The following is a 25,223-nucleotide window of genomic DNA, read 5'->3' as shown; positions in this document are numbered from 1 at the left end:
GGCTCCGCCCCAAACCCCGGAGTATTTTGACGAAGATGAAAAGGAGCGCGGGTATGCTGCGTCGTGAGGGCGCGCAATTCCCGGCGACGTCGTCCCCTGCCCTTTGTCGACATGAAAACGCCCGCTCGACACAGTGTCGGGCGGGCGCGAATTTGTGCAGCTTCTGGAAGCTGGGCGCGGATCAGCCCTGAGCAGCCTTGGCCACCTCGGCAGCGAAATCCTCTTCCTTCTTCTCGATGCCTTCGCCGACCTCAAGACGGATGAAGCCGGTGATCTCGGCCCCGGCCTCCTTGGCGGCGGCAGCGACCGTGAGATCCGGGTTGACCACGAATTGCTGGTTCAGCAGCGTGACCTCGGCCATGAATTTCTTCATCCGGCCGACGATCATCTTTTCGATCACCTCTTCGGGCTTGCCGCTTTCGCGCGCGATGTCCATCTGGACCTGCTTTTCCTTCTCGACAACGGCCGGGTCGAGATCGGCCTCGGACAGCGACGCCGGGTTCACGGCGGCGATGTGCATCGCGACCTGCTTGCCGAAGGCTTCATCGCCCTTGAGCGCGACCAGAACGCCGATCTTGCCCATGCCCGGGGCGGCAGCGTTGTGCACATAGGCCACCACATTGTCGCCTTCGATCGTCGCCATGCGGCGCACCGACATGTTCTCGCCGATGGTGGCGATCTTGTCGGTGATGACGTCCGCGACGGACTTGCCGCCCATGTCGGCGGCCTTCAGCGCCTCGACATCATCGACGGTCAGGGCGGCCTTGGCGATGCCCGCGACCATGTCCTGGAATTCGGCGTTCTTGCCGACGAAGTCGGTTTCGGAGTTCACTTCGACCGCGACGCCCTTGCCGCCGTCGACGACAACGGCGACGAGGCCCTCGGCAGCGATGCGGCCGGATTTCTTGGCGGCCTTGGCGAGACCCTTGGTGCGCAGCCAGTCCACGGCTGCCTCCATGTCGCCATCGGTTTCGGTCAACGCCTTCTTGGCGTCCATCATGCCTGCGCCTGTGCTGTCGCGCAGTTCCTTGACCATGGATGCAGTGATAGCCATCTCTTGGTTCTCCTAGAAATATTCCCTGGGTCGCGGCAGGAGCGCCCTGCCGCGTGTATCAGACCGGTGACGCCGGATCAGCCCTTGGCGGCCTTTTCCAGCGTCTTGGCGGTGGATTCGATATCCAGCGGTGCGTCCTTGGACATGGTGTCGTCCGAAGCGGTCTCGGCCGAGACGTTGCCGGTTTCGACGCCGGTGCTTTCGGGGGCGACGGCTTCTTCGACCGGGGCTTCCTCCATGGCGCCGACATCGACGCCCGCGGCGCCGAGCTGGGCCGACATACCCTCGAGTGCCGCGCGCGAGGCCAGGTCGCAATAGAGCGCGATGGCGCGGGCGGCGTCGTCGTTGCCGGGGATGATGTAGTCGATGCCATCGGGCGAACAGTTGGTGTCGACCACGGCGACGACCGGGATGCCCAGCTTGTTGGCTTCGGCGACGGCGAGCGCCTCTTTCTTGACGTCGATCACGAAGAGCAGGTCGGGCGTGCCGCCCATTTCGCGGATCCCGCCGAGCGATGCCTGAAGCTTGCCCTGGTCGCGTTCCATGCCGAGCCGTTCCTTCTTGGTCAGGCCCGCGAACCCGGCTTCCATCTGCTCGTCGATCTGCTTGAGACGCTGGATCGACTTGGACACGGTCTGCCAGTTGGTCAGGGTGCCGCCCAGCCAACGGTGGTTCATGTAATATTGTGCCGATTTCTCGGCTGCTTCGGCGATCGGCTGGCTGGCCTGACGCTTGGTGCCGACGAAGAGGATGCGACCGCCCTTGGCGACGGTGTCGCGGATGACCTGCAGGGCCTGGTCCAACATCGGGACAGTCTGGGTCAGATCCATGATGTGGATGCCGTTGCGCGCGCCATAGATGAACGGACCCATACGAGGGTTCCAACGCTGCGTCTGGTGGCCGAAGTGAACGCCTGCTTCAAGCAGCTGGCGCATGGTGAACTCGGGAAGAGCCATGCCTTCTTTCCTTTCCGGTTTGATCCTCGGCGGGGGTCTCGACGCGGATGCGCCAACCGGCGGACCTCTGGGGATGTCTCCCCCATCGGCCCAACCCCGCCTGCGGGTTGAATGGCGCGCGTATAGGCGAGGATCGCCGGGGGTGCAAGCAGGAAAGCGAAAAGGGCGGCCCGAACCGGACCGCCCCTTACTTCTGGTCATCGCTGCTGCGGCATCAGGCCTTGCGACGCTTGCGGCGCGCGGCGATGCCGAAGGCACCGACACCGGCCAGAAGCAGTGGCATCGCGGCAGGCACCGGAACAGCCGAGACGCGCACGGCCGCGATGTCCCAGCCGCCCTCGGTCGACCCGTTGGGCGCCGGCGAACTGGACGTGTCGATGAGGCGAACGGTGTCGAAAGGGCCGCCCGCAAAGGTGAACTGGCCGCCCGGGTTCTGAGCCGCCGTGTTGTCAAGCGATCCGACCTTGAAGAACGAGCCGGGATCGCCGTCATTACCAACAAGGATATCGACGGATTCCGGCCATCCCGCGACGTTGCCGTTGGTCACTTCGATCAGGGTGCCCGGTGACGTGAAGGCCGAGCCGAACTTCAGATCGACGGTACTTCCGAACCCGATCTCGAAAAAGTCGCTTGCGTCGGACCCCAGAGCATTGGCCGGGTTGTCGCGGTCATCGTCGGTACCGCGAAGGGCTGCATCGTCATATCGGATGAAACTGGCCCAGCCGTCGTCAAAAGCGTTTGAGCCGAATTCGACGATCGCGGCATTCGCCCCGCTCGCGAGAAGCGCGACAAGTGCCGCCGCGCCGAAAAGTCCTGAAGTTCTTGTCACGGTGTTCTCCTAACACGTCCATTCGTTAAGAACCGTTGCGCTTCCGGGTCTCGGAGTTGCGATGTTAACGGTCTGGCAACCTTTTCGCGCATCGTGAGACGTGCTGCAACTCGATTTCCTGGTCGCACCAGACCTGTCGCAATATTCGAAACAGTATTGCTCAAAGCCTGCAATCGTTTCCAGCAGCGAGACGGTCCGCAGATGTCGGTCGACCTTTGGCAGCGGGAGCAACCTGTCGCAAAACTGTTGTCAGAATCGCGCAAGGAGTTACCCTGTCATCCAGCGACAAGATTTTTCAATTGGGGGGAAACACATGAAAATCCGCATGTTCACGGGAGCCATGGCGTCGACGCTGGCGCTGTCCACCGGCGCCTGGGCGCAGACCGAAATCCAGTGGTGGCACGCCTTCACCGGACGGCTGGGCGAACTGTTGGCCGAGCAGGTCGAGACCTTCAACGCCAGCCAGTCCGACTATGTCGTCGTGGCCAGCCACAAGGGGAATTATTCCGAAACGCTGAACGCGGGCATCGCTGCCTTCCGCGCCGGCGAGCAGCCGCATATCCTGCAGGTATTCGAGGTCGGTACCGCCACGATGATGGCGGCGGAAGGCGCCATCAAACCAGTCTACGAGGTGATGGAAGAGGCCGGAGCGGAGTTCGACCCCGACGCCTATATCGGCGCGGTCAAGGGCTACTACACCACCACTGACGGGCAGATGCTGTCCCTGCCCTACAACTCCTCCACACCGGTTCTCTACGTCAACCGCGACGCGCTGGAGGCGGCCGGGCTCGACCCCGACATGGATCTCAGCACCTGGCAGAATGTCGAGGAAGCGCTGAACACGTTGCACACGGCCAAGCATGAATGCCCGATGACGACGGCCTGGCAGAGCTGGATTCACCTTGAAAACCTGAGCGCCTGGCACAACGTGCCGTTCGCGACGCAGGAGAACGGATTTGCCGGGCTCGACACCGAACTGGCCTTCAACGGCCCGGTGCAGGCGGCGCACATCCAGAAGATGGGCGACTGGGCCAGCGAGGGCAAGTTCATCTATGCCGGGCGGCGCAACGAGGGCGGCGCGAATTTCCGCGCCGGAGAATGTGCCCTTTTCACCGAAAGCAGCGCCGGCTACGCCGGCGTCAAGGCCGAGGCCGAGTTCGACTTCGAAATCCGTCCGCTGCCCTATTGGGAGGGCGTCGAGGGCGCGCCGCAGAACACCATCATCGGCGGTGCGTCGCTCTGGGTCATGGAGGGGCACGAGGCCGAGGAGTACAAGGGCGTGGCCGAGTTCCTCGCCTTCCTGTCCAGTTCCGACATCCAGGCCAAGTGGCACCAGGACACCGGCTATCTTCCGATCACGCTTGCGGCGGCCGAACAGACCGCTGCCGAAGGTTTCTATGATGCCAACCCAGGCACCGAGATCGCCGGGATGCAGATGACCGGCAAGGCGCCGACCGCCAATTCCAAGGGTCTGCGTTTGGGCAATTTCGACCAGATCCGTGGCATCATCGACGAGGAGCTCGAGGCGGTCTGGGCTGGCGACAAGGCGGCCTTGGCGGCGTTGACCAGCGCTGTCGAGCGCGGCAACGCGTTGCTTCGCCGGTTCGAACAGGCCAACCGCTGAGTCCGGCCCCCTATCCGACGCGCCCCGCGAAACCGGGGCGCGTCACGCATTTTTCGAGGAGGCAGGCATGATGATGACAGCCGTGGAGCGGACCGTGATTGGCGCTGCCGGCCTGTTGCTTCCGGTCGCTCTCTATCCGGCGGAACCGACGTCCGCCGCAGATCACGGCAAGGTATCCGCCAAGGCCCCGCAGCCGGACGGCGTCGGGCGGGTGATGGTCTAGGACGATGGAAAAACGCGTCACCTTCAAGGGCTGGATCCTGCCGCTTTGCCTGCTGCTGCCGCAGGTCGTCATAACGGCGGTCTTTTTCTTTTATCCCGCAGGACAAGCGGTTTACCAGTCGCTCTTCATTCCGGACCCGTTCGGGTTGAAGTCGCAGTTCGTCGGGCTCGGAAACTTCGAATACCTGCTGACCGACCCCTATTACCGTGCCTCCTTTGTCACCACGGCCATCTTTTCCAGTCTGGTCACAGTGGTGTCCATGGGCATGGCGCTCTACCTGGCGATCTTGGCCGACCGGCTGATCAAGGGATCGGGCACCTATCGTACGCTTCTGATCTGGCCCTATGCGGTCGCGCCCGCGGTGGCTGGCGTGCTTTGGCTCTTCATGTTCAACACGAGGGTCGGCGTCGTGTCGTGGTACCTCGGCCTTCTGGGCTATGACTGGAACCACGTTCTGAACGAGGCCGAGGCCATGGGGCTGGTGGTCGCGGCATCAAGCTGGGGCCGGGTCAGCTATAACTTCCTTTTCTTTCTCGCAGGCTTGCAGGCGATTCCGAAATCGGTGATCGAAGCGGCGGCAATAGATGGCGCGAAGTTCTGGACCCGCTTTCGCACCATCGTCTGGCCGCTTTTGTCGCCGGTGACGTTCTTCTTGCTCGTGGTCAACGTGGTGTATGCCTTCTTTGAAACCTTCGGGGTCATTCACACCATCACCTCGGGCGGGCCGCAGCAGGCGACGACCATCCTGGTCTACAAGGTCTATTCCGACGGGTTCGTCGGGCAGGACCTGGGCTCATCGGCGGCGCAATCGGTGATCCTGCTGGTCGTCGTCGGCATCCTGACGATCATCCAGTTCAAGTTCATCGAGCGAAGGGTGCATTACTGATGGCCGAGGGGATGGTTCAAAAACGCGGTATCGGGCATTGGTTCACCCATGCCGGGCTGATTGTTGGCGTGCTGATCATCTTTTTCCCGATCTGGCTGGCTTTCGTCGCCTCGACCGTGACCCAGCCCGAGATCGTGAAGCCGCCGATGCCGCTCTGGCCGGGGGATCAGTTCATCGAGAATTACACCTCGGCGCTGGTCTCTGGCGTCAACGCCCCCGTGGCGCGGATGCTGGCAAACTCGCTGGTGATGGCGCTGGGGATCGCCATTGGCAAGATCGTCATTTCGTTGCTGTCGGCCTTCGCCATCGTCTATTTCCGCTTTCCGGGGCGGCGGATGTTCTTCTGGCTGATTTTCCTGACCCTGATGCTGCCGGTCGAAGTGCGGATCGTGCCAACCTACGAGGTGGTGGCCGGCTTCGGGATGCTCAACAGCTATTCCGGGCTGATCTTTCCCCTGATCGCCTCGGCCACGGCGACCTTCCTCTTCCGGCAGTTCTTTCTGACCGTGCCGGACGAGCTGGCCGAGGCGGCGCGGGTCGACGGGGCCGGCCCGATGCGGTTTTTCTGGGACATCCTCTTGCCGATGAGCCGCACCAATATCGCGGCGCTCTTCGTGATCCTCTTCATCTATGGCTGGAACCAGTATCTCTGGCCCCTGCTGATCACCACCGATCCGGACATGAACACCATTGTCATGGGGATCAAGCAGATGTTCCCTTCCGGCGATGATGTGGCTGACTGGCCGGTGATCATGGCGACCTCGATCCTGGCGATGTTGCCGCCGATCATCGTGGTGATTTCAATGCAGAACCTGTTTATCCGTGGCCTTGTGGACAGCGAGAAATAACCGATGGCAACCCTCAGTTTGCGCGATGTGAAGAAACGGTTCGGCAAGACCGACGTGATCCACGGGGTCGATCTGGACGTGGCCGAGGGCGAATTCATTGTCATCGTTGGCCCGTCCGGCTGCGGCAAGTCCACGCTGCTGCGAATGGCGGCGGGGCTGGAAACCGTGACCAGCGGCGAGATCTCGATCGGCGGGCGCGTGGTCAACGACCTGGAACCGATGGAGCGCGACATCGCGATGGTGTTTCAGAACTACGCGCTTTATCCGCACATGTCGGTGTTCGACAATATTTCCTACGGGCTGAAGATCGCCAAGATGCCCAAGGCCGAGATCGCCGAGCGGGTGGCGGTGGCGGCGAAGATGCTGCAACTGGAGCCGTATCTCGACCGCAAGCCGCGCGAACTCTCTGGCGGGCAGCGCCAGCGGGTGGCGATGGGGCGCGCCATCGTGCGCAAGCCCGCAGTGTTCCTGTTTGACGAGCCGCTGTCCAATCTGGATGCCAAGCTGCGGGTGCAGATGCGGCTGGAAATCAAGGCGTTGCAGCGCGATCTCGGGATCACCTCGCTGTATGTCACCCATGACCAGGTCGAAGCGATGACGCTGGCGGACCGGATGGTGGTGATGAATGGCGGCGTGGCCGACCAGATCGGGGCGCCGCTGGAGGTCTATGCCAACCCGGCGACGGTGTTCGTGGCGGGTTTCATCGGCTCGCCTGCGACCAACTTCATGCCGCCCGAGGCGTTGCTCGCGCCGCGCCCCGGCGCCACGACCGTGGGTGTGCGCCCGGAACATGCGCGGCTGGTGCAGGCGGGCAGCGGTCAGGCGCAAGGCAAGGTGACGTTCTCCGAGGCGCTGGGGGCGGAAACGCTGATACACCTCGCTCTGCCCTCGGGCGCACAGTTCACCGTCCGTCAGGATGGTGGCCTGCCCTGCCCTGACCCGGGCAACGATTGCGGACTGGATTGGGATGCAGAGTCGGAACTTCTGTTCGGCGCAGATGAGCGGCGCCTTGCCGCCCCCGCCGGATCAGCGCCCGCCTGACATCAGCCGCGCCGCTTCCACACGGTTGCGCACGCCCAGCTTGCGATAGGCAGACTTCGTGTATTCCGCGACCGTGTTTGGCGACAGACCCAGAGCATGAGCGCATTCCTTTCGGGTCAGGCCCCGTGCGATCAGCGACAGGATCTCGCCCTCGCGCGGGCTCAGCGCCTCCACCGCGCTGCTGCGCTTGCGGTCCAGTTCTTCGAACCGGCGATGCAACAGGAAGCACAGCGACTGGATCTCGGCGATATGCGGGGCAAAGCGGGCCTCGAACGCATCTCGGTCCAGTGCACAGCCGAGGTTGAAGCCGCCATAGCGGTCCGCCCCCTCAAGGCGCGTCGGAATACCGAAGCCGCTGACGAAGCCGACCTTGCGCGCGGCCCGGATCAATCTTTGTGCAGTTGTGGGAAGGTAGCTGTAATCGGGCAGATAGGCGACACCGGTCCGGGTGACGTCATAGCTCTTGCAGCAGTAGTCAAGGAACGGATCTTCGGCAGGGTCGACCTCGCGATGGATCGCGGGCGTGCTGCTGCGCAGACTGACCCGGCGGCGCGCGTCGTCCGAAACCAGGTAGATCACATGCACCAGCCCGGCATCGGCAAAGACCGACCGGGAGGCGGCCCACAGCGCATCGCCGTCGGTCCGGGTCTCAAGCTCTGCCGCGTGGCACATGAACATGGCGGCCCCTCGCCGTTGCAGCCAGGCACAGGACATCCCTGCCCCTGTCCCCCCATTTGGGGGGATTACCAGAAGGTTGGCAATCGATCAGAATACAGAAATTGATGAAGAAAGTTGGTACAATGATGTTCAGATCAATACTCGGCGCCATTTGCGCCACCCTTCTGCCCCCATCGGCATCTGCCGCGGTCCTGGAATACACCTACGCGGCGGATTATTCCTACACCCAGGTCTTGAACGGGTTCGACGAGACCGGAGATCATGACGCGAACAGGCTCGAAACCCGGGCCAGCATCACCGGCACGCTGACATTCGACGACACGCTGAAGAACGTTTTCGGCGATACGCTGCGGTTCGGACCCGTCGCCATCACCATCGATTCCTTTGTCACGCAGGGCACCGAAATGCCCATTTCCTCGACCGACCTGAAGGATGACCTGTCACTGGATTCCATCGTGACCACCAACAGCGGACTTCCCGTGACATCGCCCGCCGCAGAGTACACGCTGTTAGGCCTGTTCCTGGCGGATGATACGAACACGCTGTTCGCGGGCGGGCTGGCCTTTCCGGATCTCATCGAGCTGTCGGATTTCACGCGTGCCCGGATCACGCTGCGTTCGACGCTTTTTGATCCCTCGCTTGGCGCACCATACCAGCCCACCAAGATCGTAGGATTTGACCTCAAGCAGCTGACCCCGGTACAGACGCCTGCCACGGTGCCCCTGCCGGCCGGTCTGCCGCTTCTGATCGGCGCCCTGGGCGTGCTTGCCTGCCATCGGCGGCGACGGCACCGCGCCTGAACCGTTCGCCTTGCCCGCGTCACCCGGCCCTCGCAGCCCGCGCCCGATCAGTTTCCCGCGAAACCGGGCCGAACCCCGACAGGTCGATTGCATTGACGCAGATTGATCAGCACTCTAGGTGACGTGCGAGTTGTTTTGTCCGCCACCTGAGTATAGACGGCGGAGTGCGAGGGCGGTGTGCCGGTCTTTCTGAACCTGACCGATGCGGATATTTCCAACCCGTCCTTCTGGGCGGCGCTGACCATCGACAGCAACAGCACGATCAACGTGACGGGCGTCAGTGACAAGTTCCAGGTCACGATGACCGCGACCTCGATCACCTTCACCGACACGACCAGCGGCGCTGTGACGTCCTATACCGACGCCGATCTCGCCGGGGGCTCGTTCAGCCAGTTCGTCGAATTCCGCGGAAACGACGCCGACAGCGATGTGAGCGGCTCAGTCGGACTGAACGCGGGCGGCTATATCGGAGGTGACGGGGACGACAGGTTCCGCGACGACGGCAACCGGGGCGGTGCGCTGACGGGCGGCGCAGGCGACGACATCCTGATCGGCGGCACCGGCGACAACAATATCGAGGGCGGCGCGGGCAATGACATCCTGCGCGGCGGCTCAGGCAACAACAACCTGGGCGGCGGTGGTGGCGACGACACGATCTATGCCGAGGACGGATCGGGCAATCTGGAGGGCGATGGCGGCAACGATCTGATCTTTGCCGGCCTGAACACGACCTTCGCGCGCGGAGGGTCCGGGTCGGACACGTTGCTGGTGCCGCTCGGCTCGACCTTCGCGCCCTTTTCGACGGGCAGTACCAACGGCCTCGTCTTTTTGCCCAATGGCCGAGTCTTCGTCTACCTGGGGTTCGAAACCGTGGCGCTGGCCTGTTTTGCGCAGGGCACGCGGGTCGGCACTCCGGATGGCGATGTCCCGATCGAGCAGCTCGCCGCGGGCGACTTGGTCCACACGCTGGACAACGGTCCGCAGCCAGTGCGCTGGATCGGACGGCGTACCGTGCCGGGTCGCGGCCGGTTCGCACCGATCTGCTTTGAGCCGGACAGCATCGGCAACCGGCGGCGCATCCTCTTGTCTCCGCAGCACCGCGTTTTGCTGACCGGCTGGCGCTGCGAGCTTCTGTTTCACGAGTCCGAGGTGCTCTGCGCCGCCAAGCATCTGCAGGACGGCGACAGGGTGTTCTCCGCTCCCTGCGACGAGATCACCTACTTTCACGTGATGTTCGATCGACACGAGATCCTGTTGTCCGATGGCGCGCTGCTGGAAAGCTTCTTTCTTGGCGATCACGTCACCCCCGACGAGCGCCCGACACGCGCGGAACTGCTGGACATGTTCCCAGAGCTTGACGCCCATACCTGCCCCACGCACAGCGCCGCACGTCCTTTTGCAAGGTCCTTCGAAGCCGGTCTGCTGCGTCCTAGCTGATCCGCTCATATGGCTCTAATCCTGAGGGTTCAGAGCCTTCAGCCGCGCGTCGAGACCACGGCGCACATCGCGTTCGCACCGCGCGGCCAGCGTCTTGCGATCAGGAAACTCGGCGACCCTCAGCGCGGCGTGATAGACCAATTCCACCGAACCCTGCCGACGCGCGGCCAGCGTCTTGAGAAGGTGGCTGCCGAAATCCATGTCGCCCCACCAGCCATAGTACCGGGCCTCTTCGCCGGCCGGGGCGTGATAGATCACGCTGACCGGCTGGATCCATGTTTCGTTCTTCAAATCTGGCGTGAAGAACGCGGCGAAAAGCGTTGTCTTGAAGGGCAAAACCCGCAATCCATCGGTCGAGGTGCCCTCGGGAAAGAAAAGCAGCTTGTGACCGGCCATCAGCCGCGCCCGAAAGGTCTCGGTCTGCTCACGCGCCCGGGCCGGGTTGCGTTCGATGAAAACGGTGCCCGTCGCGCGCGCCAGCAATCCGATACCGGGCCAGTCCGCGACTTCGGACTTGGACACGAAATAGACCCGCTTGCGCGCGTTCAGCGCGAAAATATCAAGCCACGACGCGTGGTTGGCCACCACGGCGCCCGGCTCTGGCATCAGCGCACCACGGGTTGCAAAGCCCATCCCGAGCACGCGAAAGGCGTTGCGGCAAACGAACTGTGTGATGTGGGGTGTCACCGGGCGCTGCATTCCGCACAAGGGCCTCTCGATCAGGCGCACCAGCAACAGAATCGCCAGCCCACCAAAGACCAATGTGCCCAGCATCAGCCCGCGCAACGCGACGCGCAACCATCCGGCGGGCCCGATCACGACCGGTTCGGGCGCGCTGTCGCTGTCCCAGGTCGGGCTCATCCCGGGTCGGCTCCGCCATAGGCCTTGCGTTGGCGCGGCGTCATGCGCGCGGTGTCGAGCAGAAGGCAGACATCGGTGGTGTTGAACGCATGATCCACGAACGCACCCTCGCCCACGAAACCGCCCAGACGCAGATAGGCCTTGATGAGTGCCGGCACCTGTTTCATTGCCACCACCCGGTCGATGCAGTCGGACGGAACCAAATCCATCGGCTGGAAATGCTCGGGCCACGCCCGCACCCGCAGATCCTCGGGCGCGAGATGGGCGTGGTGAAGCTGCGACAGCGGCTGCGCCAGGCGCTGCGGGTCGGTGCCGTGAAAGCTGGCCACGCCGAACAGCACATCGATGCGATGCTCGCGCACATAGGCCGCCAGGCCGGTCCAGAGATGATGCATGGCCAGACCGATGCGATGGTCCGGATGGATACAGGACCGTCCGAGTTCGAGCAGCCGCCGCCCCGTGGAGGTCAGGCGCGACAGGTCGTACTCGCTCTCGGAATAGAACCCGCCCGCCGCCTTGGCCTGATCCGAGCGCATCAGGCGATAGACGCCAACGATCCGTCCGCTGGGACGGTGGATCGACAACAGGTGATCACAGAACGGATCGAACCGGTCGCGCTCCAGCCCCGCCGCGTGATCGACCAGCGGCCCGTCGCCACCCAGTTCCCGCACGAAGACATCATAGCGCAGCCGCTGCGCCGCGCGCAGGTCGTCCTCTGTTCGCGCCAGGCGGAGGGAAAAGTCAGCCGTGAGATCGGGCATCGCCTGCGTATCGGTGGCCGTTGCAAAGAAGATAGCAGCCGCTTATCGCGAATTGGTGCCGATTGACAACAGCGGGGCGACGGAGGCGCGCATCCGTTAACCCTTCGTCAACCAGTTTCACGGATCAAAGACCGGAACCAGAGCAACCCGGGCGCCGTCGATGACGACCTTTCCTTCCTCGCGGAAATTCACGGTGATCTTGCCGCCGATGTTGGATTGCACCTGCCCTATGCCCCACTCGGCGAATTCCGGGTGGCGCACCAGCATGCCGGGTGCGAGTATGGCGTTCAGATCGGTCATGTCGGCAGTCCTGACGGAGGAATTTCATGGGGCAAACTAACCTCAATCTGGCCGCCTTGATAGGCTCCAGAATCTGCCATGACCTGATCAGCCCGATCGGTGCGATCAGCAACGGGCTCGAGCTTCTGGAAATGGCCGGCGGCATGCAGGGCCCCGAGAAGGACCTGATCACCGACAGCGTCGGAAACGCCAAGGCGCGCATCCAGTTCTTCCGCATCGCCTTCGGCGCCTCGGGCGAGCAGATGATGGGCCGCCCGGAGATCGTGACCGTGCTCGAGGATGTCTCGCGCGGGGGACGGCACGCGTTTCGCTGGGCCCCGCTGGAGCCGCAGCCCCGCGGCATGGTACGGCTGGCCTTCCTGGCGCTGCAATGCTGCGAGACCGCGATGCCCTATGGCGGCGCGGTCCGCGTGGTGGTCGAGGACGACGCGTGGACGGTGATCGGCGAGGCCGACAAGCTATCGGTCGAGGAATCCCTCTGGGCCGGGCTCTCCGACATGGACAAGATGGCCGAGATCACACCGGCGCTGGTCCAGTTCGCCCTGTTGCCCACCGTGGCCTCGGACCTCGGGCGGCGGGTCAAGTATTCCCACAGCGACCGCCAGGTGATGATCCGCTTCTAGACCGACTTCGTCGCTGTCGTCAGGGACGGACGGTGCCGTTGCCGCGCACCAGGTACTTGAAGCTGGTCAGTTGTTCCGCCCCCACCGGGCCACGCGCGTGCATCTTGCCTGTGGCGATGCCAATCTCGGCCCCCATGCCGAATTCGCCGCCGTCGGCGAACTGTGTCGAGGCGTTGTGCATCAGGATCGCGCTATCCAGCCGCTCGAAGAAGCGCGCGACAGCCGCCTCGTCCTCGGTCACGATACAGTCGGTGTGGTTCGATCCGTAGCGTCGGATATGCGCGATCGCGGCATCAATGTCAGGCACGGTGCGGGCGGCGATCACCATGTCGAGGTATTCGCGCCCCCAATCCGTCTCGGTGGCGGGCGTGGTGCCGTCGATTCCGGCCAGACTGCCCTCGGCATGCACTTCGACCCCGGCGTCGATCAGCGCCTCGATGACGCTGCGCCCCAGGTCCTCGGCGATCTCCTCGTGCACCAGCAGGCATTCCGCGGCCCCGCAGATCCCGGTGCGGCGCGTCTTGGCATTCAGAACCACGTCGAGCGCCTTTTGCGGATCGGCGGCCTTGTCCAGATAGATATGCACGATGCCTTCGAGATGGGCAAAGACCGGCACTCGCGCCTCGCGCTGCACCAGCCCGACCAACCCCTTGCCGCCACGCGGCACGATCACGTCGACGCTGTCGGTCATGGTCAGCAGTTCCGTCACCGCGGCCCGATCGCGCGTCGGAACCAGCTGGATCGCATCCTCGGGCAGGCCGGCGGCGCGCAGCCCCTCGACCAGGCAGGCATAGATCGCCTGCGAGGAATGAAAGCTTTCCGATCCCCCGCGCAGGATCACCGCGTTGCCGGATTTCAGACAGAGCGCGCCCGCATCGGCGGTGACGTTCGGGCGGCTTTCATAGATCACCCCGATAACGCCGAGCGGCGTCCGCACACGACTGATATGCAAGCCCGAGGGCCGATCCCATTCGGCGAGGACCTGGCCAACCGGGTCGTCCTGCCCGGCCACGGCGCGCAGCCCTTCGACGATGCTCTCGATACGAGACCCGTCCAGCATCAGGCGGTCCATCATCGCCGCCGACAAACCCTTTTCGCGTCCGAACTCCAGATCACGCGCATTGGCAGCGATGATCTCGTCCCGGTGGGCCGAAACCGCATCCGCCGCCGCCATCAGGGCCGCGCGCTTGCTGTCGGCGCTGGCAAAGGCCAGTGTCTGGCTCGCGATCCTCGCGCGCCGGCCGATATCGGCCATGACGTCGGATATGGACTCAAGATCTTTCATCATCAGCGCCCCTCGTGATGCCGGGCCGGGTGCGTTCCCCGGCGAAAATGGTTCTAGCCCGAAGCGGATCAGAAGGCCATATCGTCGCGGTGGATCAGCGCGGCGCGGCCCGGGTATCCCAGCACGGTTTCGATCTCGGCCGAGCGACAGCCCATGATCGCACGGGATTCGGCGGCCGTATAGCGGCAGAGTCCCTGGCCGAGGCTGATCGCGTCGGGGCCAAGCACCTCGACCGGATCGCCGCGCTGGAAACTGCCGGTCACCTTTGTGACCCCGGCCGGCAACAGGCTCTTGCCGGTGCGCATGGCGGCGACCGCGCCTGCATCGACAGTGATCTGGCCGCGCGGCTTCATCGCGCCGATCCAGCGTTTGCGCGCCGCCTGCGGGTCGATCTGAGCGGTGAACCAGGTGGCGGCACCGCCCTCCTGAAGCCGCCTCAGCGGGTTCAACGCCGAGCCTTCGGTGATCGCCATCGCGCAACCGCCCGCGGTCGCGACCCGCGCGGCCATCAGCTTGGTCTTCATGCCGCCCTTGGACAGGCCCGAGCCCGCGTCGCCCGCCATCGCTTCGATCTCGGGCGTGATCTGCTCGATCACGTCGAACCGCGTGGCCGTCGAGTCCTGCGACGGGTTGCCCGAATAGAAGCCGTCGACATCCGACAGAAGGATCAGCGTGTCGGCCCCGATGGTGACGGCGACCTGTGCCGCCAGCCGGTCATTGTCGCCGTATCTGATCTCGTCGGTGGCGATGGTGTCGTTCTCGTTGACGATCGGTACCGCGCCCAGCCCCAAAAGGGTTTCCAGCGTGGCGCGCGAATTCAGATAGCGGCGCCGGTCGGTGCTGTCCTCCAGCGTCACCAGCACCTGCGCCGTGGTGATGGCATGAGGCGCCAGCGCCTCCTCGTAGGCGCGGGCAAGACGGATCTGACCGACCGCCGCCGCCGCCTGCGACTGCTCCAGCGCCAGATCGCTGCGCGGCAGTCCCAGCACCCCGCGCCCCAGCGCGATAGAGCCCGAGGAAACCAGGATCACGTCCGCCCCCTGCCCCTTGAGCCAGGCCACATCCGCGGCCAGGGATTTGAGCCAATCCGAGCGCAGCGCCCCGGTCATGCGATCCACCAGCAGCGCCGAGCCGATCTTGACGACCAGCCGGCGCGCCTCGGTCAGGGACGCCACGGCGCATCCTCCACCTGGGGTTTCTGGCGCAGTCGGTCCTCGTCGATCTGCCGGCGCAGGGCCCGCAGCACCTCGGTCACGCCATCCCGGCTGACACCCGACATGGCCAGCACGGGTGCGCCCGCCGCGTCTTCCAGCTCGGCCTGCGCGGCGGCGCGCTCCTCGTCGTCGAGCACGTCGATCTTGTTCAGCGCGGTGATCCGCGGCTTGTCGGCAAGATGGCCACCATAGGCTTCAAGCTCGCCTATGATGGTGTGGTAATCCTCGGCGATCATTTCGGACGTGCCGTCGACCAGGTGCAGCAGCACCGCGCACCGCTCCACATGGCCAAGGAACCGGTCGCCGATGCCGCGTCCTTCATGGGCCCCGGCGATCAGGCCGGGAATGTCGGCGACGACGAATTCGACTCTGTCGACCCCTACCACCCCAAGGTTCGGATGCAGCGTGGTGAAAGGATAGTCGGCAATCTTGGGCCGCGCGTTGGACGTGGCGGCCAGAAAGGTCGACTTGCCCGCGTTGGGCAGACCCAGCAGCCCGACATCCGCGATCAGCTTGAGCCGCAGCCACAGGGTCCGCTCGACCCCCTCCTGTCCCGGGTTGGCGCGGCGCGGCGCCTGGTTGGTCGAGGACTTGAAATGCAGGTTGCCCCAGCCACCGTTGCCGCCACGCGCCAGCAGCACGCGCTGGCCAACCTCGGTCATGTCGGCGACCACGGTCTCTTCGTCCTCGTCGAGGATCTCGGTGCCGACCGGCACCCGCAGCACGATGTCGTCGCCATCCTTGCCGGTGCGCTGCCGCCCCATGCCCGGTTGGCCCGACTTCGCAAAGAAATGCTGCTGGTAGCGAAAATCGATCAGCGTGTTCAGCCCCTCGACCGCCTCGGCCCAGACCGAGCCGCCGCCGCCGCCATCACCGCCATCGGGGCCGCCATATTCGATGAATTTCTCGCGCCGGAAACTGACGCAGCCCGCGCCACCACCGCCGGATCGGATATAGACCTTCGCGAGATCGAGAAATTTCAAGGCCCTGCCCCCGTGTCGCCGACGCGGCACCCCTACACGGGACCCGCTGTCGGAATGTTGAACGAAACCGATGTTCCGCGCCCGGCTCTACTTGATACGCGGCAAGCCGGCAAGACGGCGTCAGTCGGTGACACTGGTCGCAAGCCCGGTCTCCAGGAGTTCGTCGCGGACCAGGGCATAGATCTCCTCGGGCGGAGTCTGCAGCGAATAGAGCATCAGCGACGGTGCGATCCCCATGTCGATCAGGTATTGCAGCGTCTCGCCCTGGCTGAACTGGATGTCCTTGACCGCGAACATCGCGGGCAGAACCATCGTGGCGTCATAGTAATGCTGGTGCATCCCGACGATGCCGCTTTCCGACACTTGCCGGTCGATCCCGGCGGCGAGGACATAGGGACAGGCCGACACGCAATAGCCCCCCGCCAGAACGGCAGTGGACAGTTCGCGCGCGCGCAGCATTCGCCCGATCTCCTGTGCGTCGCCGACACTGCCGCCGGGACTATGCAGGACCACGCGCTCCGGCAGGCTGCTGCGCGCCTCGAGTTCCCGCTCGAACCGGTCGGCATCGCCCGGCGCGATCTGCCCGCTCAACATCAGGACCGCGCCGAAAGGATCGACGTCGCGGTCCAGAAAGGCCAGCCGGTCGGGAAATTCGCCCGGATAATCCGCTCCCGGCGGACCCGTCATCAGGTCGGGCGTCGGGCGGTCGGTGCGGTATTCGCGCCGCTGGTCGCCGGGCGTGACCGGACCGGTCGCGGGTGCACTGCGCTGCCCGGGGCCGAGCGCGGGCCAATGCTCCGACACCTGGAACAGCACCAGCAACCCCGCCAGCGCCACCTGCGACAGCATCGCGTAGCGGATCGCCTTCTTGACGTGGAGATCTTCAAGAAAGCCCGGCTTCATGTCGATTTCCCCGGCGCCTCGCCCTCCGGTGCACGCTCGCCCCGTTCAAGCCGCGCGGCATCCGCCGCGCCCATGGTCAGCTCAACCTCCTTCATCGCGTTCATCGCCGCCTTGAGGTCCGCCAGCGTCAGCGTCTGTTCGATATCCATGCCATCGCGCCCGTTGCGGATCGCCGACTGGGTGATCGCCAGCACGAAGACCAGCACCGCGGGCAGCAGATCGATGGCGATGGCCCCGGCCCAGGAGGGCACGAAATTGCCCGCATAGCGGATCACGGCGTCGGCGCTTGAGATCGGGTTGTAGGCGGTCTCCAGCGGCGGCTCCAGCGCCAGCACCTCCTCGGCAGCCCGTTGCAGGGTGCGGCTGCGCTGGTCCAGCGCATCGAGGACCGAGGTGATCGTGGCGGATTGCGCATCGCGGATGCTGGCGTTGCGCCCGTCCAGCTCGGGCAGGACGACCGAGGACGGCAGGTCCTCGGCGGCGCGCACGACCAGCGGCGCCACGTTGTACTGGTTCAGCCGCGAGATCACCCCGGCAAGGCGCACGCTTTCCTCGGAAAACCGCACCGAGCGCTGATCGACCGGCCCGGCGGCCACGGTAAGCTCGCGCATCCGCGACAGGATATCGTTGCCCTCGCGGAAGGCCTCTTCGATCAGCGGCTGCTGGGCAGCGATCTGTTCTTCGAGCCCGCGCAGTTCCTCGGTCTTTTGGGTCAAAACGCGGAACACCGCGCCGCGCCCGGCCGTGCCGGACAATTCGCCCGACTGTTCCTGCGCCGCGAGATCCTCGAAGCTGCGCCGCGCCCGCTCGACCTCGCGCCCCAGAGACTGCCCGCTCAGCGCGATGTCATGGGCGCGCTGCACCGCGGTCTGGTAGTCGCGCACGGTGTTCTCCAGATGCTGCTCGACCGCTGCCGCCCCGGCCAGCGCAGCGGCGTTCAGCCAGCTCGACATGGCGATGATCGCCAGGGAACCGACCATGGTCGACACGGTCAGCCCGATGAAGCCCGCCGCCGAGCGCATCGAGGGCAGCAATCGCAGGATATAGCTCCAGAACACGAAGATCCCGACCGACACGGCGATCGAATAGGCGACGGCTGCGAAGAAGGACACGGCGCCATTATCCTCCAGCAGCGAGGACACGCCGAGATAGGTGTAGATTCCCGACGCGATGGCCAAAACGCCGAGCGCTGCCGGGGTGAAGGTGTCAAGCCAGGCGAGGTGGCCTTCGAGCTCCCGTGCAGTGCGCAGCCCCTTCGTTTCCTCGGCCGTCAGCCGCCCGCGTTCGTCCACCATGACACACCCCTTGCGATACCCATCCGACGCCAACGGCGCGGAACGGGCTTTCGGCCCGGCTCCGCGCCACCGACGTTCGGTTCATATAGGTATCCGCAAGAGGCATGAAATCGGAATCTGGGCCAAATCAGCCGGTTGTGATGGCGGATCGGCGCAGAATCGCTGCCCGGGGCGCGTATCAGAGCTTCTTGCTGTAGGTCCAGGTCGGCACCGTCGTGTCACGCGCGACCGAGTAACCCTCCGCATCGCCGAGATACTGGAATCCGCAATGGGTCAGCACCCGCGCCGAGGCCGGGTTGTCCTGAAAGACCGATGCGAACATGGTCGCGCTGTCCAGCGGGTTGGCCGTGACCAGCGCCTGCACCGCATCCGAGGCGAGCCCGGTGTTCCAGAACGGCGGCGCCACCCAATACCCGACCTCGGACTGGTTGCGATCCATCTTTTCCAGCGAGATCAGGCCCATGAGCTCGGAACCGCCGGACTTGGTGCCGTCCATCGCCCAGATATCCTCGTCGCGCTCCTCGGCCATGGCACGGGCGACGAAGGCCTCGGCAACACCGGGCGGCAACGGATGCGGAATCGACGTGGTCATCCGCGCCACGCGCGCGTCCCCGCCATACATCTCGATCAGGCCCATGTCGGACCTGCGCAGCGGGCGCAGGTCGAACCGCTCCGTCTCGATCACGGGTTGGTTGATGATCTGGTCCAGCTTCATGCGCTTGCCCCTCCTCCGAACAACACAAAAACCACGGACAGGACCGTAAGGGCGGCCAGTGTCCACATGAGATAGGCTTCCGCCGGCGTTCCCGCAACGGTCGCCGCGATCCGGTCGCCCGCGAAGGTCCAGACCGGGTGCAGCAGCAGCTGGCAACCCAGCAGCACCGCGGCGATGATCCCCGTTGCCTCGACCGGCGGCGTGCCTGCCGCGACGAAGCTGGTGAATCCGGTCACGATCATCGCCCAGGCCTTGGGATTGAGCGGATGCACGATCAGCCCGGCCCAGAACCCCGGCGGTTGTACGTCTCCCCCCTCCTGCGTGAGCCGCAGGTTCGCAACCTTCCAGGCCAGCCAGCAGATATAGGCCGCCGACACCCATTTGAGCGTCTCGAACACCCAAGGCGCGCGGCTGGACAGCTCCATCAGGCCCAGCCCCACCGGCCAGATGACCAGTTGCTTGCCGAGCGCCACGCCCAGCACGAACGGCAGCGCGGCGCGAAAGCCGAATCGCGCGCCCGTCGCCAGCAGCGCCATGTTGGCAGGGCCCGGCGTGCCGACCTGGCTGGCGGCGAAGACGATGAAACTGGCAGTCGCGACGGCCATGACGGCTCCTGCGCAAAGAGAAGGGGACCGGCGGTTCTCGCCGATCCCCCTTAATTTTTCATTAAGCTCCGGTTTCGGCTTACTCGGCGGCCTCCGCCGCGGGCAGGACCGATACGAAGGTACGGCCTTTGAGGCCCTTGTGGAAGGTCACGCTGCCTTCAGCCGTCGCGAAGATGGTGTGATCCTTGCCCAGGCCAACGCCCTCGCCCGGCCAGAACTTGGTGCCGCGCTGACGCACGATGATGTTGCCCGGAATGGCGGTCTGGCCGCCATAGAGTTTCACGCCAAGGCGGCGACCTGCTGAGTCGCGACCGTTACGGGAGGAACCGCCTGCTTTCTTGTGTGCCATGCTTTCTCTCCTTAGCCTTTGGCCAGCTCTTTGGCCTGTTCGATCCAGCCTTCACGCTCGATCCGGCCCTTGAACGACAGTTGCTCGTCAATAGCAGCAACATCGGCCTCGGTCCATGCCGCGATCTGGGCGAAGGAAGTGACGCCAGCGGCGTGCAGCTTCTTCTCGAGCGCCGGACCGACGCCCGACAGCTTCTTGAGGTCATCCGCACCGGCGGGTGCCTCGGCCTTTTCCGCAGCTTTCGGCGCGGCGGCCTTCTTGGCGGGCTTCGCGGCCTCGACAGCGACGGACGACACCGATCCGGCCCCGACAGCGGCCTTGACGCCGGTCTTGTCGGCACCCGAGGTCAGGATGTCGGTCACCTTGATCAGGGTCAGCTTCTGACGGTGGCCCTTGGTGCGCTGGCTGCCGTGCTTGCGGCGGCGCTTGACGAAGTGGATCAGCTTCTCGCCCTTGACCTGGTCGATGACCTCGGCCTGGACGCCCGCGCCGTCGATCAGCGGCGCACCGACAACCGGGCTGTCGCCGCCCAGCATCAGGATCTCGTTGAACTGAATGGTTTCGCCAGCGTCAGCAGCCAGTTTCTCGACGCGGAGCGTGTCGCCCGCCTGAACCCGATACTGCTTGCCGCCGGTCTTGAGGACCGCAAACATGCGCTTCTTCCTTTATCTCTCGCGTTCTGTGGTCCCCGGAACCGGGCGTTGCGACCCTCTGGCGGGGTCACCTCGAACAGCGCGCCCGTGTGTGGGCGTAGTGACGAATAGACCCGGCGCGATGCGTCGGGCCGGGATGCGCGCTTATGGTCGGATCATCCGGCCCTGTCAACCGTTTTCGGGATCAGATGTCGCTGCCGTCCAACGCCCCCGAGGTGGCCAAGCCGAGTGCATGGGAAATCGTGCGATACATCTCGTCGAACCCCTCGAAAAACGCGCCGTTCAGCACCTGCCCTGACTCTGTTTCCGAGAAGTCGATATAGGCGTCCAGCTCGTCCTCCGTCAGCGGCCGGTAGGCCATCAGCAGGAAACCGAACAGCCAGTTCTCGGTGTCCTCGCGCAACTCCGTCTCCTGCGCCCAGACTTGCGCCAGGATCTCGTCGTCCGACAGCCTGTCGCCGCCCCCATCGACGAAGCCGCGAAAGAAATGGTAGTTTGAGTTGAGCGCTGAGGCGACGTTGCGGTCCACCAGCTCGTTCACCTCGACGAAGCGCGCCACTTGCGCCAGGCGCGGATCGTCGCTGTCCCTGAGGTCGTCATGGTTGGCACGGGCGATCTCCTCGACCGCGGGATCGGACATCGCCTTGCGCGCCGCGTTCTCCAGCGTCAGGATGCGCTGGCCCAGATCGGATTCGAAGAACGCCGTGGTGGCGGCGATATCCTCGGGCGCCATCTGATCCGCAAGCGCCGAACGCACCACCCCAGACATCGCCTCGGCATCGTAGATCGCGCGGACCCGATCGCGGAAATACTCTCCCCCGGTGCCGGCCAGCATGTCCTCGTCCAGCGACTCGCCATAGCGCAGCCCCTCTTCGCGCATGACGGCGATGACCTCGTCCAGCTTCAGCACGTCGGCCAGGTGGTCCATGTCGGGCGCCGCACCGGCCGGCAGCGCGAGCAGCGCCGCCACTCCGAATGCGGCTGCGCGCAGCGCGCCCATCAGATGTCCTGACCCGGGTGCAGTTCGGCCATCCGCGCGGCCAGCACTTCGAACCGGTTCGCCATCACCTCGTATTGCACCGCGTTCAGAAGTTCATACACCCTCTTCATCTCAGGCTCCTCGAGCGCCTCGGTATAGGCCTGCACGTCCGCGTCCGAGAAATCCCGGTAGGTATAGGCCGCACTCGCCATCGAGGACATTTGGATCAGCCGCCGCATCTCGCGTTCCTGCGACTTGAACATCGCGCGCAGCTCGTCGGGATCCATCTTCAGATCGACCACCCCCGCCGCACTCGCGGCCAGCAAGAACCGGAACTGGATCTCCTGCAGCGCGCGCACGCTGGTGCCGGAACTGTCGATCGCCCCGTTCATGCGCTGCAGCATCTGCGCCCGCGGCGACCCCTCGGCGACGAGGTCTGCAATGATCCGCTTGCCCTGCTCCTGCTTGCCGGCATCGTCCTCGATCATGTGCGAGGCGTTCTCCGCTTCGACCAGACGCTGCCCAAGGTCGGACGCATAGAACGCGGCAGCATGGTTCAGAAGATCGTCCGTCAGCGTCTCCTCGAGGATGTCGAGCGCGAGAGCCCGCATCGTGCTCGTGTCGAACACTTCGGCCGTGACGCGCTCCCAGCTCTCGCCGAAATCCTCCGCGTCCAGCCCCAGCATCGCCGGAGCCGACCCCGCCGACAACGCGATGCTGTCCAGCGCCACGTCAAAGCCGGTGACGTTGAGAAATGCCCTGATCCTGTCCCGATCCGCCGCCCCTGCAGCACCGGACATCACGATCTGCAGGCATAGCCACAACAGCAGCAGTGGCAGAAGGGGGCGGGTCATGAAACGACGTGTGTGCATGTGGAGGATCGTAAGGCTTTTCCGAGGGCGGGCAAATGAATTTCACGCTTTGGCGGATGCAGCCCAAAACGGTCTTGCCAGCCCCGACAATCCCGATTACACGCAACGCCCAGACCCCCGCGGAGAGGTGCCGGAGTGGTCGAACGGGGCGGTCTCGAAAACCGTTGACCCTTCACGGGGTCCCAGGGTTCGAATCCCTGTCTCTCCGCCAATTTGTCAAACGAACAATTGCTTTTTAAAGTATAATATTGATGTAGAAAAATTCTCCGACCAACAAACTACCGATCGAATGTGCGGATCGAACCCTCTGTTTTTTGCCCGAATGCTCAACACGGGATCGCACCGGGACATCAATTTCCTGATAGAACATTCTTGCTCTTAGAGAACTGAACGTCGCCACTTTGTAGATGATACATGGTGGAAAATTTTGTGTACAGCATTCTGCACTTGCATCAAAACGTAAGCTCGGAAGGCTAGGTGTTTGATCCCACGGATTGATGGTGTGATCCTTTCACAGGAATGGAAGGAAGCACTATGGGACAAGTTCGCCACGGCTTCACAACGACCACGCACGCCGTCAGAGCTGCGATACAGCGATCGCAAGCTTCGACCGCGGCGCTAAGCCGGGACCTCGGGATCAACACGAGGACGGTCGCGAAGTGGCGCAAACGCGAGACGAACAAGCACCGCAAGACTGAGCCCAAGGAGCCGCGTTCAAGTGTTCCGAGCGAAGAGGAAGAAGCCATGATCGTCTGGTTCCGTCGGCAAACGCGGCTACCGCTCGATGATCGCCTCTACGCCTTGCAACTGTCGGTCCCGCACCTGACACGTTCCGCGCTACATCGGTGCCTTCGACGTCATGGCATCTCGCGCTTGCCTGAGGTCGAAGGGAACCAACCGAAGCGTAAGTGGTTCAAACGCTATCCAATTGGCATCTTTCATATGTGTATCGCCGAAGTGCAGACAGCCGAGGGCAAGCTCAGACTATTCGTCGCCATTGACCGAACCAGTAGGTTCGCGGTCACCCAACTCGTTGAAAAGGCGGACAGCGTGGTAGTTCCTGGTGCATCTGCTCAAGGCCGTTCCATATCGTATCCACACGATCCTGACCGATCGAGCCATTGGTCCGAGAGATAATGGCGAGGGGCATCCAGTTCGCCGAGCAGACCCGGAACCGCAACACCGCCTACTCCCGGCAGATGCGCTTTGACATGAACTGTGAAGCCAATCGGCTCGAGCACCGGCCCACAAAACCCAATCATCCTCGGACCAACGGCCAGGTCGAACGGATGAATCGCACGATCAGGGACGCGACTGTCAAGCGCTTCCACGACGACAACCATGATCAGCTCCGCACCCATCTCGCGGACTTCATGGCTGACTACAATTTCGCTCGAAGGCTCAAGACCCTCAGCGGTCTCACGCCTTATGATTGTGTCTGCAAAGTCTGGATTGGACCTGTCACGTTCTGATGCCGCTCCGGTTTCTCATTTAAGCAGCCTGAGCTTCGAAGGCCAATGGGCTTTTCCAGCTGACAGCTGACTGCTGGCCAAATCGCCGGGTCCAACTCAGCCATCCGGTAGAACCTTCGATCTCTGCTCACCCAGACCGGCGATCCCCAGTGTGACAACCTCGTCCCCGTGCAGATAGCGCTGCGGAGACTGGCCCATACCGACACCCGGAGGCGTACCGGTGGAGATCACATCCCCTGGCTGCAAGCTCATGAATTGGCTGCAATAGGACACCAGGTGCGGGATCTTGAAGATCAGCGTCGCGGTCGAGCCTGTTTGCATGCGCTCACCATCCACATCCAACCACATGTCCAGCCCGTCGATGTCGGGGATTTCATCCAGTGTCACCAGCCACGGACCCGTCGGTCCGAACGTGTCGCAGCCCTTGCCCTTGTCCCATGTGCCCGCCCGCTCGATCTGGAATTCGCGTTCCGAGACGTCGTTGACAACACAGAGGCCGGCGACATGTGCCATCGCGTCGGCCTCATCGATATATGACCCCGGTTCCCCGATCACGACGCCCAGTTCCACCTCCCAATCGGTTTTCCGCGATCCGCGGGGTACTTGGATCGGATCATTCGGGCCAATGATCGCTGAGGTCCACTTGTTGAAGATGATCGGTTCTTCGGGGATCGGCATCCCTGCCTCTTCGGCGTGGTCGGCGTAGTTCAGGCCAATGCAGACAAATTTGCCGATGGCGCCCACGCAAGGCCCGAGGCGCAGATCATCCTGCGGCGTGCCGTCCACCACGGGCAGCGTTTCGATGTCGATCTGCCGCAAAGCGTCCAGGCCGGCGGGGCGAAGGGCCTCGCCAGCGATATCCGGGATGCATCCGGACAAGTCACGAACACGCCCAGAGCTGTCAAGCACTCCGGGCCTTTCGGCACCCGGTACGCCATAACGGAGAAGTTTCATTGGCTGTCGTTCCCTTCGCAGTG

Annotated in this window: 27 protein-coding genes, 1 tRNA gene and 1 pseudogene; 10 read left to right on the top strand and 19 right to left on the bottom strand. The window is 64.1% G+C overall.

Features of this window, described 5'->3' with window-relative positions:
* Window positions 1-181: 181 nt before the first annotated feature.
* The 3 genes from tsf to JF290_RS19780 all read right to left on the bottom strand — a co-directional run bounded on the left by tsf (window position 182) and on the right by JF290_RS19780 (window position 2,839).
* Window positions 182-1,054, bottom strand: a complete 873-nt coding sequence (tsf, locus tag JF290_RS09035) for a translation elongation factor Ts (protein ID WP_199024523.1) — start codon at window positions 1,052-1,054, stop codon at window positions 182-184.
* A gap of 77 nt (window positions 1,055-1,131) precedes the next feature.
* Entirely contained in the window at window positions 1,132-2,010 is an 879-nt protein-coding gene (rpsB, locus tag JF290_RS09030; RefSeq protein WP_199024522.1) for a 30S ribosomal protein S2, read from the bottom strand.
* A 214-nt stretch (window positions 2,011-2,224) separates the two neighbouring features.
* A complete protein-coding gene (locus tag JF290_RS19780; RefSeq protein ID WP_199024521.1) occupies window positions 2,225-2,839 on the bottom strand; it encodes a VPLPA-CTERM sorting domain-containing protein in 615 nt (204 codons plus the stop codon).
* Between the two features lie 313 nt (window positions 2,840-3,152).
* On the opposite strand from JF290_RS19780, the gene ugpB reads away from it, so the two are divergent.
* From ugpB to ugpC, 5 genes are all read left to right on the top strand, one after another.
* Complete coding sequence (gene ugpB / locus JF290_RS09020) at window positions 3,153-4,463, top strand: sn-glycerol-3-phosphate ABC transporter substrate-binding protein UgpB (RefSeq protein ID WP_199024520.1); 1,311 nt, start codon at window positions 3,153-3,155, stop codon at window positions 4,461-4,463.
* A gap of 67 nt (window positions 4,464-4,530) precedes the next feature.
* Window positions 4,531-4,686 (top strand): hypothetical protein, encoded by a 156-nt coding sequence (locus tag JF290_RS09015; RefSeq protein ID WP_199024519.1) that lies wholly within the window; start codon window positions 4,531-4,533, stop codon window positions 4,684-4,686.
* Window positions 4,687-4,690: 4 nt separating this feature from the next.
* Window positions 4,691-5,572 (top strand): sn-glycerol-3-phosphate ABC transporter permease UgpA, encoded by an 882-nt coding sequence (gene ugpA, locus JF290_RS09010; protein ID WP_199024518.1) that lies wholly within the window; start codon window positions 4,691-4,693, stop codon window positions 5,570-5,572.
* Between the two features lie 11 nt (window positions 5,573-5,583).
* On the top strand, window positions 5,584-6,420 hold the full coding sequence (ugpE, locus tag JF290_RS09005) for a sn-glycerol-3-phosphate ABC transporter permease UgpE (RefSeq protein WP_199024646.1): 837 nt from the start codon (window positions 5,584-5,586) through the stop codon (window positions 6,418-6,420).
* A gap of 3 nt (window positions 6,421-6,423) precedes the next feature.
* On the top strand, window positions 6,424-7,461 hold the full coding sequence (gene ugpC / locus JF290_RS09000) for a sn-glycerol-3-phosphate ABC transporter ATP-binding protein UgpC (protein ID WP_199024517.1): 1,038 nt from the start codon (window positions 6,424-6,426) through the stop codon (window positions 7,459-7,461).
* Here ugpC and JF290_RS08995 read toward each other — a convergent pair.
* Window positions 7,447-8,175 (bottom strand): helix-turn-helix transcriptional regulator, encoded by a 729-nt coding sequence (locus tag JF290_RS08995; protein WP_199024516.1) that lies wholly within the window; start codon window positions 8,173-8,175, stop codon window positions 7,447-7,449. The genes ugpC and JF290_RS08995 overlap by 15 nt on opposite strands.
* Before the next feature lie 89 nt (window positions 8,176-8,264).
* Between JF290_RS08995 and JF290_RS08990 the strand changes: the two genes are divergently transcribed.
* Window positions 8,265-8,939 (top strand): VPLPA-CTERM sorting domain-containing protein, encoded by a 675-nt coding sequence (locus JF290_RS08990; RefSeq protein ID WP_199024515.1) that lies wholly within the window; start codon window positions 8,265-8,267, stop codon window positions 8,937-8,939.
* A gap of 177 nt (window positions 8,940-9,116) precedes the next feature.
* On the top strand, window positions 9,117-10,376 hold the full coding sequence (locus tag JF290_RS19775; protein WP_199024514.1) for a Hint domain-containing protein: 1,260 nt from the start codon (window positions 9,117-9,119) through the stop codon (window positions 10,374-10,376).
* 15 nt (window positions 10,377-10,391) lie between these two features.
* Here the strand turns inward: JF290_RS19775 and olsA are convergent, their stop codons facing one another.
* The 3 genes from olsA to JF290_RS08970 all read right to left on the bottom strand — a co-directional run bounded on the left by olsA (window position 10,392) and on the right by JF290_RS08970 (window position 12,298).
* Entirely contained in the window at window positions 10,392-11,237 is an 846-nt protein-coding gene (gene olsA, locus JF290_RS08980; RefSeq protein ID WP_199024513.1) for a lyso-ornithine lipid O-acyltransferase, read from the bottom strand.
* Window positions 11,234-11,998 carry an L-ornithine N(alpha)-acyltransferase gene (olsB, locus tag JF290_RS08975; protein ID WP_199024512.1) on the bottom strand — a complete coding sequence of 255 codons (765 nt, stop codon included), beginning with the start codon at window positions 11,996-11,998 and terminating at the stop codon, window positions 11,234-11,236. The genes olsA and olsB overlap by 4 nt, the downstream gene beginning before the upstream one ends.
* A 117-nt stretch (window positions 11,999-12,115) precedes the next feature.
* On the bottom strand, window positions 12,116-12,298 hold the full coding sequence (locus JF290_RS08970; protein ID WP_199024511.1) for a DUF3553 domain-containing protein: 183 nt from the start codon (window positions 12,296-12,298) through the stop codon (window positions 12,116-12,118).
* Between the two features lie 26 nt (window positions 12,299-12,324).
* On the opposite strand from JF290_RS08970, the gene JF290_RS08965 reads away from it, so the two are divergent.
* A complete protein-coding gene (locus tag JF290_RS08965) occupies window positions 12,325-12,921 on the top strand; it encodes a histidine phosphotransferase family protein (RefSeq protein WP_199024510.1) in 597 nt (198 codons plus the stop codon).
* A 19-nt stretch (window positions 12,922-12,940) separates the two neighbouring features.
* Here JF290_RS08965 and JF290_RS08960 read toward each other — a convergent pair whose 3' ends face one another.
* The 11 genes from JF290_RS08960 to JF290_RS08910 form a co-directional block, all read right to left on the bottom strand.
* Complete coding sequence (locus tag JF290_RS08960) at window positions 12,941-14,206, bottom strand: glutamate-5-semialdehyde dehydrogenase (RefSeq protein WP_199024509.1); 1,266 nt, start codon at window positions 14,204-14,206, stop codon at window positions 12,941-12,943.
* 68 nt (window positions 14,207-14,274) lie between these two features.
* Window positions 14,275-15,381 (bottom strand): glutamate 5-kinase, encoded by a 1,107-nt coding sequence (gene proB, locus JF290_RS08955; RefSeq protein WP_199024508.1) that lies wholly within the window; start codon window positions 15,379-15,381, stop codon window positions 14,275-14,277.
* Complete coding sequence (obgE, locus tag JF290_RS08950; protein WP_199024507.1) at window positions 15,369-16,403, bottom strand: GTPase ObgE; 1,035 nt, start codon at window positions 16,401-16,403, stop codon at window positions 15,369-15,371. The genes proB and obgE overlap by 13 nt, the downstream gene beginning before the upstream one ends.
* 120 nt (window positions 16,404-16,523) lie before the next feature.
* Window positions 16,524-17,306 (bottom strand): COG3904 family protein, encoded by a 783-nt coding sequence (locus JF290_RS08945; protein WP_199024506.1) that lies wholly within the window; start codon window positions 17,304-17,306, stop codon window positions 16,524-16,526.
* Window positions 17,303-18,601: a hypothetical protein gene (locus JF290_RS08940; protein WP_233155223.1), complete on the bottom strand. Its 1,299-nt coding sequence runs from the start codon at window positions 18,599-18,601 to the stop codon at window positions 17,303-17,305. Before JF290_RS08940 ends, JF290_RS08945 begins: the two co-directional genes overlap by 4 nt.
* A gap of 178 nt (window positions 18,602-18,779) precedes the next feature.
* Window positions 18,780-19,316 (bottom strand): GNAT family N-acetyltransferase, encoded by a 537-nt coding sequence (locus JF290_RS08935; RefSeq protein WP_199024505.1) that lies wholly within the window; start codon window positions 19,314-19,316, stop codon window positions 18,780-18,782.
* Entirely contained in the window at window positions 19,313-19,921 is a 609-nt protein-coding gene (locus JF290_RS08930) for a LysE family translocator (protein WP_199024504.1), read from the bottom strand. The genes JF290_RS08935 and JF290_RS08930 overlap by 4 nt, the downstream gene beginning before the upstream one ends.
* Before the next feature lie 79 nt (window positions 19,922-20,000).
* The gene (rpmA, locus tag JF290_RS08925) at window positions 20,001-20,270 is read right to left on the bottom strand and encodes a 50S ribosomal protein L27 (RefSeq protein WP_199024503.1); all 270 of its coding nucleotides are present in this window, start codon (window positions 20,268-20,270) and stop codon (window positions 20,001-20,003) included.
* An 11-nt stretch (window positions 20,271-20,281) separates the two neighbouring features.
* A complete protein-coding gene (locus tag JF290_RS08920; RefSeq protein ID WP_199024502.1) occupies window positions 20,282-20,923 on the bottom strand; it encodes a 50S ribosomal protein L21 in 642 nt (213 codons plus the stop codon).
* Between the two features lie 184 nt (window positions 20,924-21,107).
* Entirely contained in the window at window positions 21,108-21,923 is an 816-nt protein-coding gene (locus JF290_RS08915) for a DUF2059 domain-containing protein (protein ID WP_199024501.1), read from the bottom strand.
* Complete coding sequence (locus JF290_RS08910; protein ID WP_425503945.1) at window positions 21,923-22,774, bottom strand: DUF2059 domain-containing protein; 852 nt, start codon at window positions 22,772-22,774, stop codon at window positions 21,923-21,925. Before JF290_RS08910 ends, JF290_RS08915 begins: the two co-directional genes overlap by 1 nt.
* Before the next feature lie 121 nt (window positions 22,775-22,895).
* Here JF290_RS08910 and JF290_RS08905 point away from each other — a divergent pair.
* Window positions 22,896-22,985 (top strand) — tRNA-Ser (locus JF290_RS08905).
* Window positions 22,986-23,308: 323 nt separating this feature from the next.
* A pseudogene (locus JF290_RS08900) lies at window positions 23,309-24,246 on the top strand (integrase core domain-containing protein).
* Window positions 24,247-24,342: 96 nt separating this feature from the next.
* On the opposite strand, the gene JF290_RS08895 reads toward JF290_RS08900, so the two are convergent.
* Window positions 24,343-25,200: a fumarylacetoacetate hydrolase family protein gene (locus JF290_RS08895; RefSeq protein WP_199024644.1), complete on the bottom strand. Its 858-nt coding sequence runs from the start codon at window positions 25,198-25,200 to the stop codon at window positions 24,343-24,345.
* Window positions 25,201-25,223 lie beyond the last annotated feature (23 nt).

The organism is Sedimentitalea arenosa, from assembly GCF_016428585.1.
In the GTDB taxonomy this organism is placed as follows: Bacteria; Pseudomonadota; Alphaproteobacteria; order Rhodobacterales; family Rhodobacteraceae; genus Sedimentitalea; species Sedimentitalea arenosa.
This window is presented reverse-complemented; position numbering and strand designations above follow the sequence as displayed.